Origin of the sequence: Paraburkholderia oxyphila NBRC 105797 (genome assembly GCF_000685075.1) — a bacterium.
Lineage (GTDB): Bacteria > Pseudomonadota > Gammaproteobacteria > Burkholderiales > Burkholderiaceae > Paraburkholderia > Paraburkholderia oxyphila.
In genome coordinates this window covers 42,920-58,221 of sequence record NZ_BAYD01000002.1, presented here as the reverse complement: position 1 = coordinate 58,221, position 15,302 = coordinate 42,920, and the positions used below count along the sequence as shown (strand labels likewise).

The window sequence follows — 15,302 nt, the reverse complement described above, 5'->3', positions numbered from 1 at the left end:
GCTCATGAACGCGCTTTCCCCATCACGTCGGGATTGACCGGATTGGGCGGCTGGCCCGCGCGCGGGCCCTCGCCCAGCGCGGCGATCAGATTGTCGGCGGCCAGGTTCGCCATCGCGCGGCGCGTGCCCTCGCTCGCGCTCGCGATGTGCGGCGTGAGCACCACGTTGTCGACCGTGAGCAGTGCCGGGTGCACGCTCGGCTCGCCTTCGAACACGTCGAGGCCCGCGGCGGCGATCTGGCGCGTGCGCAGCGCCTCGGCCAGCGCCGCGTCGTCGACGATGCCGCCGCGCGCGATGTTCGTGAGCGTGGCCGTGGGCTTCATCAGCGCGAGCTCGGCCGCGCCGATCGTGTGGTGGTTCGCCGGCACATACGGCAGCACGAGCACGACGTGATCGGCCTCCTTGAGGAGCGCCTCTTTCGTGCGGTACTCGGCGTTCAGCTCGGCCTCGATCTCGGGCGCGACGCGCGAGCGGTTGTGATAGATCACGCGCATGTTGAAGCCGCGCGCGCGGCGCGCGAGCGCCTGGCCGATGCGGCCCATGCCGACCACGCCGAGCGTCGAGCCGTGTACGTCTGTGCCCATGAACATGTCGAAGGACCACTTCTGCCACTTGCCCGCGCGCAGGAAATGCTCCGACTCGGCCACGCGGCGCGCGGCCGCCATCATCAGCGCCCAGCCGAAGTCGGCCGTGGTTTCGTTGAGCACGTCGGGCGTATTGGTGCCCAGAACATTGGCGGCGTTGAAGGCCGCCATGTCGAAGTTGTTGTAGCCCACCGCCATGTTCGAGACCACGCGCAGGCGCGGCGCCGCGGCCAGCACCGCTGCGTCGATCGGCTCGCCCATGGTGAGCGCGCCGTCCTTGTCGGCGAGGCGCGCCTTGAGGGCGTCGGCGGACAACGTCTCGCCATTGTTCCAGTCGACGTCGAAATACTGCTTGAGACGATCGATCACGTCGGGAAAGATCGGGCGCGCCACGAGAATCTTTTGCATCGTTGCTCTCCACACTTCAGAAGTTGATCCGCTTGCTTTGCTTTGACCGGGTCGGCCGCGTGCGGCTGTCCGCCATTGTCCCGCGCGAAGGGGCGCCAGCGGAAGCCTGCCGGACGGCTGAGGTGCATTCGGCCGCGAATCGGGCCACGGACGGCGGCTAAACCCGCCGGCTAGATGAGCCAGGCGAGCCGGGCGGGCTAGACGAAAAAGAGCCAGGTCGCCACGGCGAACACCGGCAGCAACACCACGCAGGACCAGCCAAGATAGCCGAAGAAGCCCGGCATGCGCACGCCGCGCTGCTGCGCGATCGCCTTCACCATGAAGTTCGGCGCGTTGCCGATATAGGTCATCGCGCCCATCCAGACGGCACCGGCCGAGATCGCCGCGAGCGTTTTCGCACCGCTCGTCATCAGCGATTGCGCGTCGCCGCCCGCGAGATTGAAGAACACGAGATAGGTGGGCGCGTTGTCGAGGAACGACGAGAGGACGCCCGTCGCCCAGAAGTACAGCACCTCGTTGGGGCGCCCCGGCGCGTCGTTTACGAACTGGATCAACTGCGCGAAGGCGCCCGCCTCGCCCGCGCGCAGCATCGCTATGACGGGCGTGATCGTCACGAAGATGCCTGCGAACAGCTTCGCGACCTCGGCGATGGGCGCCCAGTCGAAGCCGTTGTCCGCGCGCGCCTTGCGCGACGCGAAGACGAGCGATACGACCGACAACGCGACAAGCCCCACATCGCGCACGAGATTCTGCAACTCGATGCGGGTGCCCGGCAACGCGATGCCGATATCGGGCTTCCAGACGCCGCTCATCAGCACGAGCGCGATCGCGAGCCCCAGCAGCACGAAGTTGAACTTGCCGCCCACGTGAAGCGACGGCAAATCGGGCGTCGGATCGAGAATCGCCGCGCGCACTTCGCCCGAACGGCGGAAGTACCACGAATCGAGCAGCCAGAACACGGCGAGCAGCACGCCGCAAACGAACAGCATCGGCAGCGCGAGATGCTGCGTAGTCCAGAAGAAACCCACGCCGTTGAGAAAGCCGAGGAAAAGCGGCGGATCGCCGAGCGGCGTGAGCGAGCCGCCCGCATTGGCGGCGAGAAAGATGAAGAACACCACGACGTGGACGTTGTGGCGCCGGTTGTCGTTCGCGCGCAAGAGCGGCCGGATCAGCAGCATCGCGGCGCCGGTTGTGCCCATCACGCTCGCGAGCGCGGTGCCGAGCGCGAGAATCGCCGTGTTCGTGCGCGGCGAGCCGCGCAGATTGCCGTACACGCAGATGCCGCCCGATATCGTATAGAGCGCGCCGAGCAAAACGATGAACGGCACGTACTCGTCGACGAGCGCATGCAGGAACAGCGGCCAGGTGGCCGCAAACCCGTGCGTCGCCGCGAACGGCAGCAGGAACGCGAGCGCCCAGGCCGCCGAGATCTTGCCGAAGTGGTAATGCCAGAACGTGGCCGCGAACATCGGAAAGAGCGCGATCGACAGCAGCATGCCTGCGAATGGGAGGCCCCAGGTCGCGGAAAGCGTCGCGCCGTCCACGCCGGCCGCCTGCGCCGCGGGCGCGATCGTCACGCCGAGTGCCGCGACGATCCCGGCGCCCGCATGGCGTGCGAGCAACGCGAAACAACGCATGGGTCGCGCGGCCCTGCCCTTCACGTGCTGCGCGGCTTCGGTGCGCGCGACGGTCTCAAACGTCATGCGCCCTGCACGACGATGACATGCACGCGATACGGCCCGTGCGCGCCGAGGATGATGGTCTGCTCGATATCGCCGGTGCGCGACGGCCCCGAAACGAAGTTGACCGCGCGGGGCAGCTCGCCGCGTTCGGCGCGCATGAGCGCGAAGGCGTCCTCGTGACCGGCGACGATGCGCGACGCGGGCACGACGGCAATGTGCGTCTCGGGCAGCAACGCGCCGGAGGCCCACGTCTGCGGGCTGGAGAGCAGGACCAGCGTGCCCGTTTCGGCGGTTGCGCAAAAGCATCCGGTCAGGCCGACGAGATCGCGATCCTCGGGCTTGCGGAATTCGACGCTCAAGCCCGCGCCGGCCCAGTCGAACGATTCGAGCGTCTGCCAGGCCACTGCTTGCGTGGACAAGCCGAGCGACGCGAGATAGCGCGCGGCGGCGGCGGGCACGTCGGCGAGCTGCGCGACTTCATCGACGCTCGAGGCCATCTTCTTCGCCTCGGCCACGAAGCGCGCGACGAGATCGCCTTCGAGCGGCGGACGCGGGCCTTGCGGATGACGCGCGAGGTAGTCGGCGACAGCTTCGCGCTCGTGCGCGGCGGGCGTCGCGTCGCGGCCCTGCGCCGCGCGGATGCGCGCGAGTATGCTGCGGCGGGCGGCCGTGGTGTCGACCTTGGAGTCCATACGCGTCCTCGACAGATGAAGAAAAGCGACGCGCCGATTATACCGGGGCGTCGCTGTTCTTCTGGCACGGCGCGTGGGCGAATCAACGCCCGATGCGCGGCGCTTAACTGCTCGCGAGCTCTTCTTCCGTGGGCTGCTCGATGCCGAACACCTGGCGCAGATAGGCCAGATAGGCCTTGTCGTCGCACATGTTCTTGCCCGGCGAATCGGAGAGCTTGGCAACGGGCTGGCCATTGCAGCGGACCATCTTGATGACGATCTGCAGCGGCTGATAGCCGAGGTCATTGGTGAGATTGGTGCCGACACCGAAGGCGAGGCGGCAGCGGTCCTTGAAGCGTTCGTAAAGGCGCAGCACCTTGGGAATGTCGAGCGCGTCCGAGAAGATCATGGTCTTCGTGCGCGTGTCGCAGCGGTTGTCCTCGTAGTGCTTGAGCAGGCGCTCGCCCCACTCGAACGGATCGCCCGAGTCGTGGCGCGCGCCGTCGAAGAGCTTGCAGAAGTACATGTCGAAGTCGCGCAGGAAGGCCTGCATGCCGTAGACGTCCGAGAGCGCGATGCCGAGGTCGCCGCGATACTCCTTCGCCCACATCTCGAAGCCGTAGATCTGCGAATCGCGCAGGCGCGGACCGAGCGCCTGGCAGGCCTGCAGATACTCGTGCGCCATGGTGCCGAGCGGCGTGAGGTTGTGCTTCATCGCGTAGTAGACGTTGCTCGTGCCCGTGAACTGCTCGGCGAGGTCGTCCTTGAGCGTGAGGATCACCTCCTCGTGCCAGCGTTTCGAGAAGCGGCGCCGCGTGCCGTAGTCGGCGATCTTGCAGTCGGCGAATTCCGGCTTCGCGCCGAGCAGCTCGATCTTGTGGCGCAGACGCTCGCGGCCCTCTTCATACTGCGGATGATGCTGCGTGTTGCGGAAATAGACCTCGTTGACGATCGCGAGCACCGGAATCTCGAAGAGGATCGTGTGCAGCCACGGCCCCTTGATCTCGATGTCGATTTCGCCGTTGCCCTTAGGCGAAGGCGTGACCGAAATGTACTTCTCGTTCAGATGGAAGAGCGCGAGGAAATCGATGAAATCGCTCTTGATGAAGCGCATCTTGCGCAGATACTCGAGCTCGGGCTCGGCAAAGCGCAACCTGCAAAGCTTCTGGATCTCGCCGCGAATCTCATCGACGTAAGGGACGAGATCGATGTCGGGTGTACGGCAGCGGAAGCGGTATTCCACGTTGGCCGCGGGAAAATGATGCAGCACCACCTGCATCATCGTGAATTTGTACAGATCGGTATCGAGCAGCGAAGTAATAATCATGATGGGCGAGCCGGACTGCTATCGGAGGGCGCACGCCTTGCTTGCCGGCCGCCCTCGCCTTGCAAGGGCGAGACGACAGCGCCGCAAACGGCATGCGCCGGTGATGCGCCCATGTTACCCGAATGAGCCCAGGCCAAGCCGCCAGCGCCGCACCACCACAGCGCATAAACTAATCACGAAACGATCTAAGCAGCGCTGCGGACGTCTGGCTGAGAAAAATCGGCATCAGTTACAATAGGCGTTTTGGCAAACTGCCAACCCCCGATACAAGCATGCAGGAGCTGCCTGAATGACCCACGTTGTGACCGAAAGCTGCATCAAGTGCCGCTATACCGACTGCGTCGATGTGTGCCCGGTGGACTGCTTTCGCGAAGGTCCCAACTTCCTCGCGATCGACCCGGACGAGTGCATCGACTGCGCCGTATGCGTTGCCGAATGCCCGGTGAACGCCATCTACGCCGAAGAAGACGTGCCTGGCGACCAGCAGCAGTTCATCGAGCTGAACGCCGACCTCGCCAAGGGCTGGCCGAGCATCACCAAGACCAAGGCGCCGCTGCCGGAAGCCGACGAATTCAAGGACGTGAAGGACAAGCTCGCGCTGCTCGCACGCTGAGCGTCCGTCTCCGGGGCTGTCGTCATCCTGAAACCCTGCCCCTTTCGGCCGGGATCACCAAGAAGATGGCGACAGGGTGTTGACAGACTCCGCCAGACCCCATAGAATCTCGTTCTCTGCTTTTGTTGATCCCCGATAGCTCAGTCGGTAGAGCGCCGGACTGTTAATCCGTAGGTCCCTGGTTCGAGCCCAGGTCGGGGAGCCAAGATTCGCAAAGGCCCGTTGGTGTTAATCACAACGCACAACGGGCTTTTTCATGAAGTTAAAGTGTTGTAGCTGTACTGCTGTTCCCCGATAGCTCAGTCGGTAGAGCGCCGGACTGTTAATCCGTAGGTCCCTGGTTCGAGCCCAGGTCGGGGAGCCAAAATATCGAAGGCGTTGCGCACATCGCGCAACGCCTTTTTTCTTTTCTGGCGCGGCTTGGGCACTCGGCCAGATCAAGCCATCGCCGGATGTCTCGCATACGGTATCACCAGTTCGTGTACTATCAAGCAGTGATATCCTCCCCCTGGGCTCGGCGCCATGGCCATTTCCATCAAGCTCGACGACGATTCGGAAGACCTCCTCCAGCGGGCTGCCGGACTGGAGCATTGCACATTGCACGCCGTCTTGCGCGAGGCAATCGCACACCATGCCGAGCGCGTGAATGCCCGCGAGCGCTTCAAACAGGAAGCCCTCGCATCCTGGCGGCATTACAACGAAACCGGAAAGCATTTGCGTGGTGACGAAGTGCGTGCGTGGATGCGCACCTGGGGCACTGAAGACGAGAGGGCCGTGCCAGATTGCCACGACTAATCGTCACGCAGCGCGCCTCCGAAGGACTGGAGCGCTGCCGACGATTCTTGTCTCAAAAATCACCGGAAGCCGCGAGACGTGCGGCACAAGTCATCTCCCTGCAATTTCTCTCGCTAGAAAAAGCGCCCTCGATTGGCCGGCCGCTGCCTGGCTCGCCCGATTTGCGCGAACTCGTGATTCCGTTCGGCGACTCCGGTTATATCGCGCTATATCTTCACGAGCCGGGCAACGATACGGTCTATCTGCTGGCCTTTCGGCATCAGCGCGAGTTCGACTATTAGGGACTCCACTGCGCTTGATCGGGCCGCTTGCACCCCCGCCACCCCACCCTGCCCGATAATGTCACTTCGCCATCTTCGGGAATCCGCATGAAATCGACTCGCCTCGCCGCCCGACGGCGTCCGGCCCTCGCCTTTTGCGCCGGCGCGCTCGCGCTTGGCGCCGCGCACGCCGAGCAGATCGGCAGCGTCAACACCAACTTCCGCGTCACCGGCTCCGACAGGGTGGTCGTCGAGGCCTACGACGATCCCGCCGTCGCCGGCGTCACGTGCTACGTCTCCCGCGCGCGCACCGGTGGCGTGAAGGGCACGCTCGGCATCGCCGAAGACCCGACCGAAGCGTCGATCGCCTGCCGCCAGGTCGGCCCGATCAGCTTCGCCGCCCCGCTCAAGCAGCAGGCCGACGTCTTCAACGAGCGCATGTCGTTTCTCTTCAAGACGCTGCACGTGGTCCGCGTAGTCGACACGAAGCGCAACGCGCTCGTCTACCTGACGTACAGCGACCGCGTGGTGAGCGGCAGCGCGAAAAACAGCGTCACCGCCGTGCCGATGCCCGCGGGCACGACCATTCCCGTGCGCTAAACTGAGGGGCCAGGCCGGACCCTAGCCATGACCCTCTCCCGTTTTCGTGATTTCGCCCGCTATTGGCGCACGCCGCTTTTGCCCGGCGCGGATCTGCTCACGGCCGAATATCACGATCACACTTTCACGCCGCACTGGCACGAGGCCTACACGATCCCCGTGATCGAGGACGGCGCCGAGTGCTACCGCTACCGCGGCGCGCAGCATGTCGCGGAAGCGGGCAGCGTGCCGGTCATCAATCCGGGCGAGCTCCACACGGGCTCGCGCGCCGTGGACGAAGGATGGCGCTATCGCGTCATGTATGTGCCGGTCGATTACCTCCACACGCTCGCGGGTGAAATTGCGGGCCGCGCCGAGCCGCTGCCGTGGTTCGACGCCGAAGTGATCCGCGACCCCGATCTCGCACGCCGCCTCTCACGCACGCACCGGCTGCTGGAGGCCGACGCCGACCGTCGGCGCACGGTGCTCGCGCCGGGCGCGACGCAGCCCGATCTCCTCGCCGTGGAGGATGCGCTGCTCGACGCGCTCTCGACGCTCCTCACCCGCCACGCGCGCACGCGCGAGGCGCCGATCGGGTCCGCCGCGAACGAGCCGCGCGTCGAAATCATGAAAGCGTTGCTGGCCGCCGATCTCACCACGCCGCTGCGTGTAGCCGATCTCGCCCAGGCGGTCGGCCTCTCGCCGTTTCACGCGACGCGCCTGTTCACGCAGGCCACCGGGCTGCCGCCGCACGCCTGGCGCACCCAGTTGCGGCTGCAGCGCGCCCTCGGGCCACTGCGCGCGGGCGCCAGCGTCGCCGAAGTCGCCGCGGCGAGCGGCTTCACGGACCAGAGCCACTTCACGCGGCACTTCCGCCGCATGTTCGGCGTGCCGCCGGGCCGCTGGCAGGCGAGCTAGGGCCTGTTCACGCTAATGACAGGCCCTTGGCCCCTGCGCAAGAACGTACAAGCCACCCGCGCCGCATCCCGCTAAGCTGGTCTCCAACTCAGGAGACTCGCTTGACCCGCCATCCCCATCGCTTCAAGGAATTCGTCGCCGGCGCGCGCGACACGATCCCCATGATGATCGGCGCAGCGCCCTTCGGCGTCATTTTCGGCACGCTCGTCACCTCGGGCCCGCTCTCGCTCTGGCACGGCCAGTTGATGTCGCTCGCCGTGTTCGCCGGCTCGGCGCAGTTCATCGCGCTCGGGCTGATCGCCTCGCACGCGAGCTTCGCCGTGATCTGGGCCACCACGTTCATCGTGAACCTGCGCCACGTGCTCTATAGCGCGACGCTCGCGCCCTACGTCTCGCATCTGCCGATGCGCTGGCGTCTCGTGCTCGGCGGCCTGCTCACCGACGAGGTGTTCGCCGTCGCCTGGGCGTATTTCCGCCGCCACCCGCCCGGCGAAGTCTCGCCGTGGCACTTCCTCGGCTCCGGTGTCGCGATGTATGTGAACTGGCAGATCTGGACCGCCGCCGGCCTGCTGTTCGGCGCGGCGTTCCCGGGCCTGCAGTCGCTCGGGCTCGACTTCGCGATGGTCGCCACGTTCATCGCCATCGTCGTGCCGCAGCTCGTCGCGCTGCGCTATCTGGCCGCCGCCGTCACGGCGGGCGCGCTCGCCTTCTTCTGGCAGGACTGGCCGTACAAGCTCGGACTGCTCGGCGCCGTGCTCGCGGGCGTGGCCGTGGGCGTCGCGCTCTCGCTGCCGCGCAAGCCGCGCGCGGCGAGCGCCGCTGCCGGCCACCATGACGCGCACGCTGCCGCCGGGCCGGCCGGCAAGAGCACGAGCGAAGCCAGCGCCACGCGCATCCCCTGTCATGACACCCACGCCGCCGCAGGAGGCCGCCCATGAACTACGTCGTCCTGATCCTCGGCATGGCCTTGATTACGGTGACGATACGCACGGCCGTCTTCGTGCTGGGCGAGCGGCTCGTGTTCCCGCCGATCGTGCGCACCGCGCTCGGCTTCGTGCCCGTCACGGTGCTCACCGCGATCATCGTGCCGATGGCCGTCTCGCCCCACGGCCAGCACGCCGAGCTCACGTGGCGCAATCCGCAGCTCGTCGGCGCGCTCGCGGCAATCGCCGTGAGCGCGCTCACGAAGCGGCCGCTCCTCACCATCGCCGTGGGGCTCGCCGTGTTTTTCCTCTGGCAGGGCGTGGTGTTGCGCTGAATTTGCCCGGGGTTGACTGGGTTGACTGGGTTACCGCCCGTTGCCCAGGGTTGCCCGGAATTGCCCGCTGGCACCCCGCGCCCTCTCCCCCTGACACGCGCTCCTGAAACGCCCCCCGACTCGCCCCCGCTGCCGCCAGGTGCCGCGCTCGCGGCACGCCTGAGCGGTCCCGGCTCAAGTTTCGCCCCCGTGCGCCGATAAACCGTCGAGGCCTGCATTGGCGCACGCGCAAGAGACTGCCAGGCACCGCCAGGAATACACCGGGGCAACCACAATGGGGCACATCACCCTCAATCTCAAGGACGAGACGCTTGCGTCGCTGCGCAAGGACTTCGATGCGTTCCTGCGCGTCTCGCTGAAGCTCGACCCGCAGTTCCTCACGCCGTCGTTCGAGGATTTCCTGCGCGCGAAGCTGCTCGACAACATGACGCCGCTCACCGAGCAGGCCGTGCAACGGCTGTTGCAGGGCGGGCAGTACGCATGGGCCAAGCGCACGCTCGACAAGGAGTTTCCCGAGGTCGTGTCGATCCTGCTGCGTCAGGCCGGCGAGTTCGGCTTTGGCTTTGCGTCGCGGCCCGAGTGGACGCCCGACGAGCTGGCGAAGCAGTGCCGGGAGTGGGCGGCGGCGATCGTCCACGAGGCGCAGGCGGCCGAATCCCTGATCGAGCCGCTAGCCGCGCAGATCAAGTCCGGCGTGCAAGACATCCAGGCGCTGGAAGAGTCGATGCAGACGCCTGCGTGGCGGCTCGCGGAATCGGTGCGGCAGCGCGTCTATGAAGCGAAGATCGGCTGCGAGCAAGCGAGCGGCAGCCTCGCGCGCGAGCGCCTGGGCGAGTTGCGCGGGCTCCTGCGTCTGGGCATCGCGCACGGCACGTTCCAGAAGCAGGAAGCGCAGCAGATCATGGAGTATCTGCGACTTTTGAAGCCGGAGATCTTCGTCGAGGAACCCGACGACGTGTTCACGCGCCTTGCCGCCTGGCTGCGCAACTTCTTCGTGCCGCCGCCGAAGAATCAGATGCGCGGCTGAACGCGCGCCGCGAGGCAGCGCCCCTAGTCCCACATCTTGCGCAGCTTCGCGCCGATCTCGACCTTCGCGCGCGCCGCGGCCGCCAGCCCCGCCGCGCTCGGCGGGCTCGCCACCGGCGCGGGCGGCCACGCGCACGATTCGAACAGCGGCAGCATCGACGCCGCAATGAAGCGCGTGCGCGACGCCCACACGTGCCGGTCGCCGCTCGCGGCCTGGTTGTGCACATAGAAGCGCTGCGGCACGACGATGTGCAGGTCTTCCTTTGCACGCGTCATCGCCACGTAGAGCAGGCGCCGCTCCTCCTCGAGCTCTTCGTCGCTGCCCGCACCGAGATCGGACGGAATGCAGCCGTCCACGCCATTGAGCACGAACACGTTGCGCCATTCCTGGCCTTTGGCCGAATGGATCGTCGAGAGAATCAGATAGTCCTCGTCGAGCAGCGGATCGGCCGACTCCGCGCTCGTGGCGTCGGGCGGGTCGAGCGTGAGCTCGGTCAGGAAGCGTTCGCGCGACGCATAGGTGCTGGCGATGCTCTCCATCTGCAGCAGGTCGGCGAGCCGCACCTGGGCATCTTCGTGATTGCGCTCGAGGTGCGGCTCGTACCAGCGCCGCACGCGCTCGAACTCGGCGGGCCAGGGCGTCGCGCGCGCGCCGAGCTGCTCCACGAGCCCGGTGAACGCCGGCCAGTCCTCGGCCGCGCGCGGCGGCGGCGCGAACGCGGCGAGCGCCTGCGCGGCGCGGTACGCGCCCGTGCAGGCCGCAACCTGATCGAGCAGGCGCGCGGCCGTCGCGGGCCCGACGCCGGGCAGCAGTTGCGTCACGCGAAAGCCCGCCACGCGGTCGAGCGGATTCTCAGCCCAGCGCAGGACCGCGAGCACGTCCTTCACATGCGCGGCGTCGAGAAAGCGCAGGCCGCCGAACTTCACGAACGGGATATTGCGACGCGCCAGCTCGATCTCGAGCGTCGCGCTGTGGTGCGCGGCGCGAAAGAGGACCGCCTGCTGCTTGAGCTTCATGCCGCCCTCGCGCGCCTCCAGGATCTGCTCGACCACGTAGCGCGCCTGGGTGGCCTCGTCGGCGACCGTGACGAGGCGCGGGCGCTGTTGCGACGCGCGGTCGGTCCACAGATTCTTGGTGAAGCGCTCGGCGGCCGCGTCCATCACCGCGTTCGAGGCGGCGAGGATCGGCGCGGTCGAGCGGTAGTTGCGCTCGAGCGTGACCTGGCGTGCGGGCGGATCGAACTGCACGGGAAAGTCGAGGATGTTGCGCACCGTCGCGCCGCGAAACGCATAGATGGCCTGGGCGTCGTCGCCGACCACGGTGAGGCCGTGCCCGTCCGGCTTCAGCGCGAGCAGGATCGACGCCTGCAGGCGGTTGGTGTCCTGATACTCGTCGACGAGGATATGGTCGAAGCGCCCCGCCAGATCGGCCGCGATAGCCGGCTCCGCCGCCATATGCGCCCAGTAGAGCAGCAAGTCGTCGTAGTCGAGCACATTCTGCTTCTGCTTGGCGTCCACGTAGGCCGCGAACAGCGCGCGCAGCTGCGGCTCCCATTCGAGGCACCACGAAAACGAGCGCGCGAGCACGTTCGCGAGCGAGTCGCCCGTGTTGACTACGCGCGAGTAGATCGCGAGGCACGTCGACTTTGCCGGAAAGCGCTTTTCCTTCGCCGATAAACCCAGTTCGTGGCGCACGAGGTTCATGAGATCGGCGGAATCCTCGCGGTCGTTGATCGTGAACGCGGGCGAGAGGCTGATCTGCTCGGCGTACTCGCGCAACAGGCGCGCGCCGATGCCGTGAAAAGTGCCCGCCCAGGTGAGCCCCTGGGCCAGTGCCGCCGCCGCGCCCGATACGCCTGCCGCGATGCGCGAGACGCGCCGCGTCATCTCCTGCGCCGCGCGACGCGAGAACGTCAGCAGCAGGATGCGGTGCGGATCGGCGCCGTTCGCGACCAGATGCGCCACGCGATGCGCGAGCGTGTTGGTCTTGCCCGAGCCCGCGCCGGCGATCACGAGCAGCGGCGCCGGCAACGCCGCGCCCGGCGCGAACGCCTGCGGGCCACCATGCTCGACGGCGGCGCGCTGGGCGTCGTTGAGCTTCGCGAGGTACGGCGCCGCCGCTAGCGCGGCGTCGCTCGTAGCGGGGGAATCGGCGAGGGAGACGGTGGACACGGCGGGCGCGGTGGGTATCCGGTGAGCGATGAAAGGATCGAGCCGCGTCGCATATCGGCATCTATCGGCGGGCGCGGCGACGCATACTGTATATCCATACACCTCTCGCCCGCAAGCACCGATCTTGCCGCGATCTGGCGCTATTCAGCCCCGAACTTCCGGATCGAAACATGGCGGAAAGCGGCGCGCCAGGCCCGATGGCCCAAAACAAAGCGGCGACGCCCGCTTCCGGGCGCCGCCGCTTCATGTCCTGCACAGGCCGGCGCCGGGGCAGGCGCCGAATGGAGAAACCTCATCCAGCCCACAGGCGCGCAGCGCACGCCACCAGGCTATCGAAGCGCCTTATTGCTGAGCCTCACCGCCCGGCTGCTGAGCCGACTGGCCGCTCATCTGGTCCATCATTTCCGACTTGTTGGCCTGCTGGTCGGCCTTGTGGTTGATCTTCGCGTCCTTCACCTGCGACTTGTACTGCGACTTGGCCTGCTTCTTCGTCGAGTTGTATTCCGCTTTCGCCGACTTCTTGGCGCTGCGGTATTCGGCGTTCGCGGCCGCATCGGCGTTGCGCTTTTGCACCAGCGGATCGGTCGCTTGCGCCGCGCTCAAGTCCTGCGGCGCGGGCTGCGAGAGGCCCGCTGCCGCCGGCGCCTGGCCTGGCGTCAGAGCCGGCGCAGTCGCGGGCGCCATGGCAGGCGCGGCAGAAGGCAGGGCCGTGGGCGCCCCGGCGCCGGGCTGCGCCGCGCCCTGGGCGAAGGCGCCTTGCGCGAAGATGGCAGCAGTGGCGAGAGCGGTACCGGTGAGCAGCTTGCGAATTTGAGTCATGGCGTATCCTCTTTGTAGTCGTTCCGGGATCCATGCCGCCGCGGACAGGTCCGCTTGCGGCGCGATTCCTCCCGATCGAGCCGCAGTACGTGACTTCGGTGACTGCGCTGCGGCGGGGTCGTTTCGGGGTGAGACCATTTTCATCTGAAGATCGACGCAAGGTCTCCCGACGTTACCCAACGTTGCATCTTCTTACGAAATCATGACATCTGGCCCCGACATGTAACAGCCGCCCGCGCGTCCGGCATCGCTTATGATGCTCACCCTTCGCGTGCCGTGCCCGGCGCGCACCTGAATCTCGTTTGCCCCATGCCCAATCTCGATTTCACGCTCACCGGCGACTACGTCGAACTCCACAACCTCCTGAAGATCACCGGCCTCGCCGACAGCGGCGGCTCGGCCAAGCAGATCGTCGCTTCCGGCGCCGTGAAGGTGGACGGCGAGGTCGAACTGCGCAAGACCTGCAAGATCCGCGCGGGCCAGTCGGTGTTGCTCGGCGATACACGCATAGCCGTGCGCGAAGCCGAATGAGGCGTGCGGCGCAACGGCTGCCATAGGGGCTGGCCAAGCGCCCCCACGCGTGTCGAAGTGAAATACGTTCGAAAGCGAATGCACCATCCAGGTGCTTTTTATCCGAAAGAAGGGTAATCTCGCATTGAGCTTTCAATCTCGACACAAATGCACTTTCTGAACGCGCGGCGCGATTCATCATCGCGCCGCGCGTCTGTTTTCATGACCCGACCCACTGCCCCCGCGCGCGCCAACCAGGCGAGCCGCGCCATCGCCCCGCCCACGCTCAAGCGCCACGCCGCCGACACCGCGCGCCTCGCCGCGCCGCTCGCCATTGCCCAGCTTTCGCAGATGGCCATGAGCGTGACCGACACCGTGCTGCTCGGCTCGCTGGGCGCGGGCGCGCTCGCGGCGGGCGGGCTCGGCGCGAACCTGTTCTTCGTGGTGGTGACGGTGCTGCAGGGCGTGCTGACCTCGGTGAGCGTGAGCGTCGCGCAGGCGCGCGGCGCCGACGATCTGCACCGCGTGCCGCACATCTACTGGACCGGCTTCGCGCTCTCGCTGCTGCTGGCCGTGCCCGCATTCGCGCTGCTTTCGTTCGCGGGGCCGGTCTTGCTCGCGCTCGGCGAACCGCCCGTGCTCGCGCATCAGGTGGGCGAGTACGCAGCCGTGCTGCGCTGGGGCGCACCCGCCAGCCTGATTGGCGTGGGCCTGATGCGCTCGTTCCTGCCCGCCATCGGCGCGGCGAAGCGGCTGCTGTGGGTGTCGATCATCAGCGTGTTCTCCAATGGCTTCCTGAACTACGGGCTGATTCATGGCGTGTGGGGCCTGCCGCGCCTCGGCTTTCTCGGCTCGGCTACCGCCACCACGATCACGATCTGGGTCACGACGCTCGTGCTGATGGCGCTCCTGCATCTGCGGCCCTCGCATCAGCACTTCGTGGTCGCGCGGCGGCCCACCGCGCCGCTGATGGGCGAGCTCTTCGCCATCGGCTGGCCCGTGGCGATCACCTACGCCGTGGAGGCGACGCTGTTCCTCGCCACGGGTCTGCTCATGGGCCTGCTTGGCGCGACGCCGCTCGCCGCGCACCAGATCGCGCTGAACGTGGCTTCGGTGATGTTCATGGTCCCGCTCTCGATCGGCCAGGCCGCCAATGTGCGCGTGGGCTACTGGATCGGCGCGGGCGTGCCGCGCGCGGCGCGCCACGCGGGCTTCGTCGCGCTGGCGCTGGGCGTGGGCTTCATGTCGATGTCGGCGCTCGTGATGGTGCTCGCGCCGCACTGGATCGTCGGGCTCTATCTGCATCTCGACGATCCGGCCAACGCGCAGACCGTCGCGCTCGCGACCTCGCTGCTCGGCGTGGCGGCCATCTTCCAGATCGTCGACGGCATGCAGACCGTGGGCTCCGGCTGCCTGCGCGGCCTGAAGGACACGCGCATTCCGATGCTGGCCGCGACGCTCGGCTACTGGGGCATCGGCTTTCCGATCGGCTATGCGCTCGCGTTCCATTTCGGGCTCGGCGCGCTCGGGCTCTGGTGGGGGCTCGCAGCGGGCCTCGCCAGCGTGGCCGCGCTCATGACGTGGCGTTTTCACCGCAAGAGCCGGCGCGTGCAACTCGAGGCGGCGGCGCGTGCTGGCTGAGGGTTGGCGCGTGCGGCCGCGCGGGCCATACGCGGGCCA

The 15,302-nt window shown here is 67.1% G+C and carries 15 protein-coding genes, 2 tRNA genes and 1 pseudogene; 12 read left to right on the top strand and 6 right to left on the bottom strand.

The genetic code is table 11. The features are described from left to right. Positions 1-2: 2 nt before the first annotated feature. From BO1_RS01140 to pncB, 4 genes are all read right to left on the bottom strand, one after another. Positions 3-992 carry a 2-hydroxyacid dehydrogenase gene (locus tag BO1_RS01140; RefSeq protein ID WP_028215968.1) on the bottom strand — a complete coding sequence of 330 codons (990 nt, stop codon included), beginning with the start codon at positions 990-992 and terminating at the stop codon, positions 3-5. 197 nt (positions 993-1,189) lie between these two features. After that, a complete protein-coding gene (locus BO1_RS01135) occupies positions 1,190-2,629 on the bottom strand; it encodes a sodium:proton antiporter (protein ID WP_043283519.1) in 1,440 nt (479 codons plus the stop codon). A 62-nt stretch (positions 2,630-2,691) separates the two neighbouring features. Further along, positions 2,692-3,366, bottom strand: coding sequence for a LutC/YkgG family protein (locus BO1_RS01130; protein ID WP_043283487.1), 675 nt, complete (start codon positions 3,364-3,366; stop codon positions 2,692-2,694). A 103-nt stretch (positions 3,367-3,469) separates the two neighbouring features. Continuing rightward, the gene (pncB, locus tag BO1_RS01125) at positions 3,470-4,672 is read right to left on the bottom strand and encodes a nicotinate phosphoribosyltransferase (RefSeq protein WP_028215965.1); all 1,203 of its coding nucleotides are present in this window, start codon (positions 4,670-4,672) and stop codon (positions 3,470-3,472) included. A 289-nt stretch (positions 4,673-4,961) separates the two neighbouring features. On the opposite strand from pncB, the gene fdxA reads away from it, so the two are divergent. The 10 genes and pseudogenes from fdxA (at position 4,962) to BO1_RS01075 (ending at position 10,122) form a co-directional block, all read left to right on the top strand. Next, complete coding sequence (gene fdxA, locus BO1_RS01120; protein ID WP_028215964.1) at positions 4,962-5,285, top strand: ferredoxin FdxA; 324 nt, start codon at positions 4,962-4,964, stop codon at positions 5,283-5,285. Between the two features lie 129 nt (positions 5,286-5,414). Continuing rightward, a tRNA-Asn gene (locus tag BO1_RS01115) sits at positions 5,415-5,490 on the top strand. A gap of 83 nt (positions 5,491-5,573) precedes the next feature. Then, positions 5,574-5,649: transfer RNA gene (locus BO1_RS01110), tRNA-Asn, on the top strand. A gap of 158 nt (positions 5,650-5,807) precedes the next feature. Further along, on the top strand, positions 5,808-6,080 hold the full coding sequence (locus BO1_RS01105; RefSeq protein WP_028215963.1) for a CopG family ribbon-helix-helix protein: 273 nt from the start codon (positions 5,808-5,810) through the stop codon (positions 6,078-6,080). After that, positions 6,068-6,361: a type II toxin-antitoxin system RelE/ParE family toxin gene (locus BO1_RS01100; protein WP_043283486.1), complete on the top strand. Its 294-nt coding sequence runs from the start codon at positions 6,068-6,070 to the stop codon at positions 6,359-6,361. Before BO1_RS01105 ends, BO1_RS01100 begins: the two co-directional genes overlap by 13 nt. An 87-nt stretch (positions 6,362-6,448) precedes the next feature. Then, positions 6,449-6,940 (top strand): CreA family protein, encoded by a 492-nt coding sequence (locus BO1_RS01095; protein WP_028215961.1) that lies wholly within the window; start codon positions 6,449-6,451, stop codon positions 6,938-6,940. Between the two features lie 27 nt (positions 6,941-6,967). Continuing rightward, positions 6,968-7,837 (top strand): AraC family transcriptional regulator, encoded by an 870-nt coding sequence (locus BO1_RS01090; RefSeq protein ID WP_028215960.1) that lies wholly within the window; start codon positions 6,968-6,970, stop codon positions 7,835-7,837. 161 nt (positions 7,838-7,998) lie between these two features. Continuing rightward, positions 7,999-8,634: pseudogene (locus tag BO1_RS49255) on the top strand (AzlC family ABC transporter permease); the annotation flags it as partial. A 137-nt stretch (positions 8,635-8,771) separates the two neighbouring features. Further along, positions 8,772-9,095: an AzlD domain-containing protein gene (locus tag BO1_RS01080; RefSeq protein WP_028215959.1), complete on the top strand. Its 324-nt coding sequence runs from the start codon at positions 8,772-8,774 to the stop codon at positions 9,093-9,095. A 274-nt stretch (positions 9,096-9,369) separates the two neighbouring features. Continuing rightward, complete coding sequence (locus tag BO1_RS01075; protein WP_028215958.1) at positions 9,370-10,122, top strand: DUF4088 family protein; 753 nt, start codon at positions 9,370-9,372, stop codon at positions 10,120-10,122. Positions 10,123-10,145: 23 nt separating this feature from the next. On the opposite strand, the gene BO1_RS01070 is transcribed toward BO1_RS01075, so the two are convergent. Continuing rightward, a complete protein-coding gene (locus BO1_RS01070; RefSeq protein WP_028215957.1) occupies positions 10,146-12,293 on the bottom strand; it encodes an ATP-dependent helicase in 2,148 nt (715 codons plus the stop codon). Positions 12,294-12,635: 342 nt separating this feature from the next. Further along, entirely contained in the window at positions 12,636-13,112 is a 477-nt protein-coding gene (locus BO1_RS01065; RefSeq protein ID WP_028215956.1) for a hypothetical protein, read from the bottom strand. Between the two features lie 309 nt (positions 13,113-13,421). Here BO1_RS01065 and BO1_RS01060 point away from each other — a divergent pair, with 309 nt between their 5' ends. Both BO1_RS01060 and BO1_RS01055 read left to right on the top strand, forming a co-directional pair. Further along, entirely contained in the window at positions 13,422-13,643 is a 222-nt protein-coding gene (locus BO1_RS01060) for an RNA-binding S4 domain-containing protein (protein WP_028215955.1), read from the top strand. Between the two features lie 201 nt (positions 13,644-13,844). After that, entirely contained in the window at positions 13,845-15,263 is a 1,419-nt protein-coding gene (locus BO1_RS01055) for an MATE family efflux transporter (protein ID WP_043283516.1), read from the top strand. Positions 15,264-15,302 lie beyond the last annotated feature (39 nt).

Coding starts and splice junctions, on each gene's coding strand:
- BO1_RS01140 (WP_028215968.1), bottom strand. CDS start 992: ATGCAAAAGATTCTCGTGGCGCGCCCGATCTTTCCCGACGTGATCGAT.
- BO1_RS01135 (WP_043283519.1), bottom strand. CDS start 2,629: ATGCGTTGTTTCGCGTTGCTCGCACGCCATGCGGGCGCCGGGATCGTC.
- BO1_RS01130 (WP_043283487.1), bottom strand. CDS start 3,366: ATGGACTCCAAGGTCGACACCACGGCCGCCCGCCGCAGCATACTCGCG.
- pncB (WP_028215965.1), bottom strand. CDS start 4,672: ATGATTATTACTTCGCTGCTCGATACCGATCTGTACAAATTCACGATG.
- fdxA (WP_028215964.1), top strand. CDS start 4,962: ATGACCCACGTTGTGACCGAAAGCTGCATCAAGTGCCGCTATACCGAC.
- BO1_RS01105 (WP_028215963.1), top strand. CDS start 5,808: ATGGCCATTTCCATCAAGCTCGACGACGATTCGGAAGACCTCCTCCAG.
- BO1_RS01095 (WP_028215961.1), top strand. CDS start 6,449: ATGAAATCGACTCGCCTCGCCGCCCGACGGCGTCCGGCCCTCGCCTTT.
- BO1_RS01090 (WP_028215960.1), top strand. CDS start 6,968: ATGACCCTCTCCCGTTTTCGTGATTTCGCCCGCTATTGGCGCACGCCG.
- BO1_RS01080 (WP_028215959.1), top strand. CDS start 8,772: ATGAACTACGTCGTCCTGATCCTCGGCATGGCCTTGATTACGGTGACG.
- BO1_RS01075 (WP_028215958.1), top strand. CDS start 9,370: ATGGGGCACATCACCCTCAATCTCAAGGACGAGACGCTTGCGTCGCTG.
- BO1_RS01065 (WP_028215956.1), bottom strand. CDS start 13,112: ATGACTCAAATTCGCAAGCTGCTCACCGGTACCGCTCTCGCCACTGCT.
- BO1_RS01060 (WP_028215955.1), top strand. CDS start 13,422: ATGCCCAATCTCGATTTCACGCTCACCGGCGACTACGTCGAACTCCAC.
- BO1_RS01055 (WP_043283516.1), top strand. CDS start 13,845: ATGACCCGACCCACTGCCCCCGCGCGCGCCAACCAGGCGAGCCGCGCC.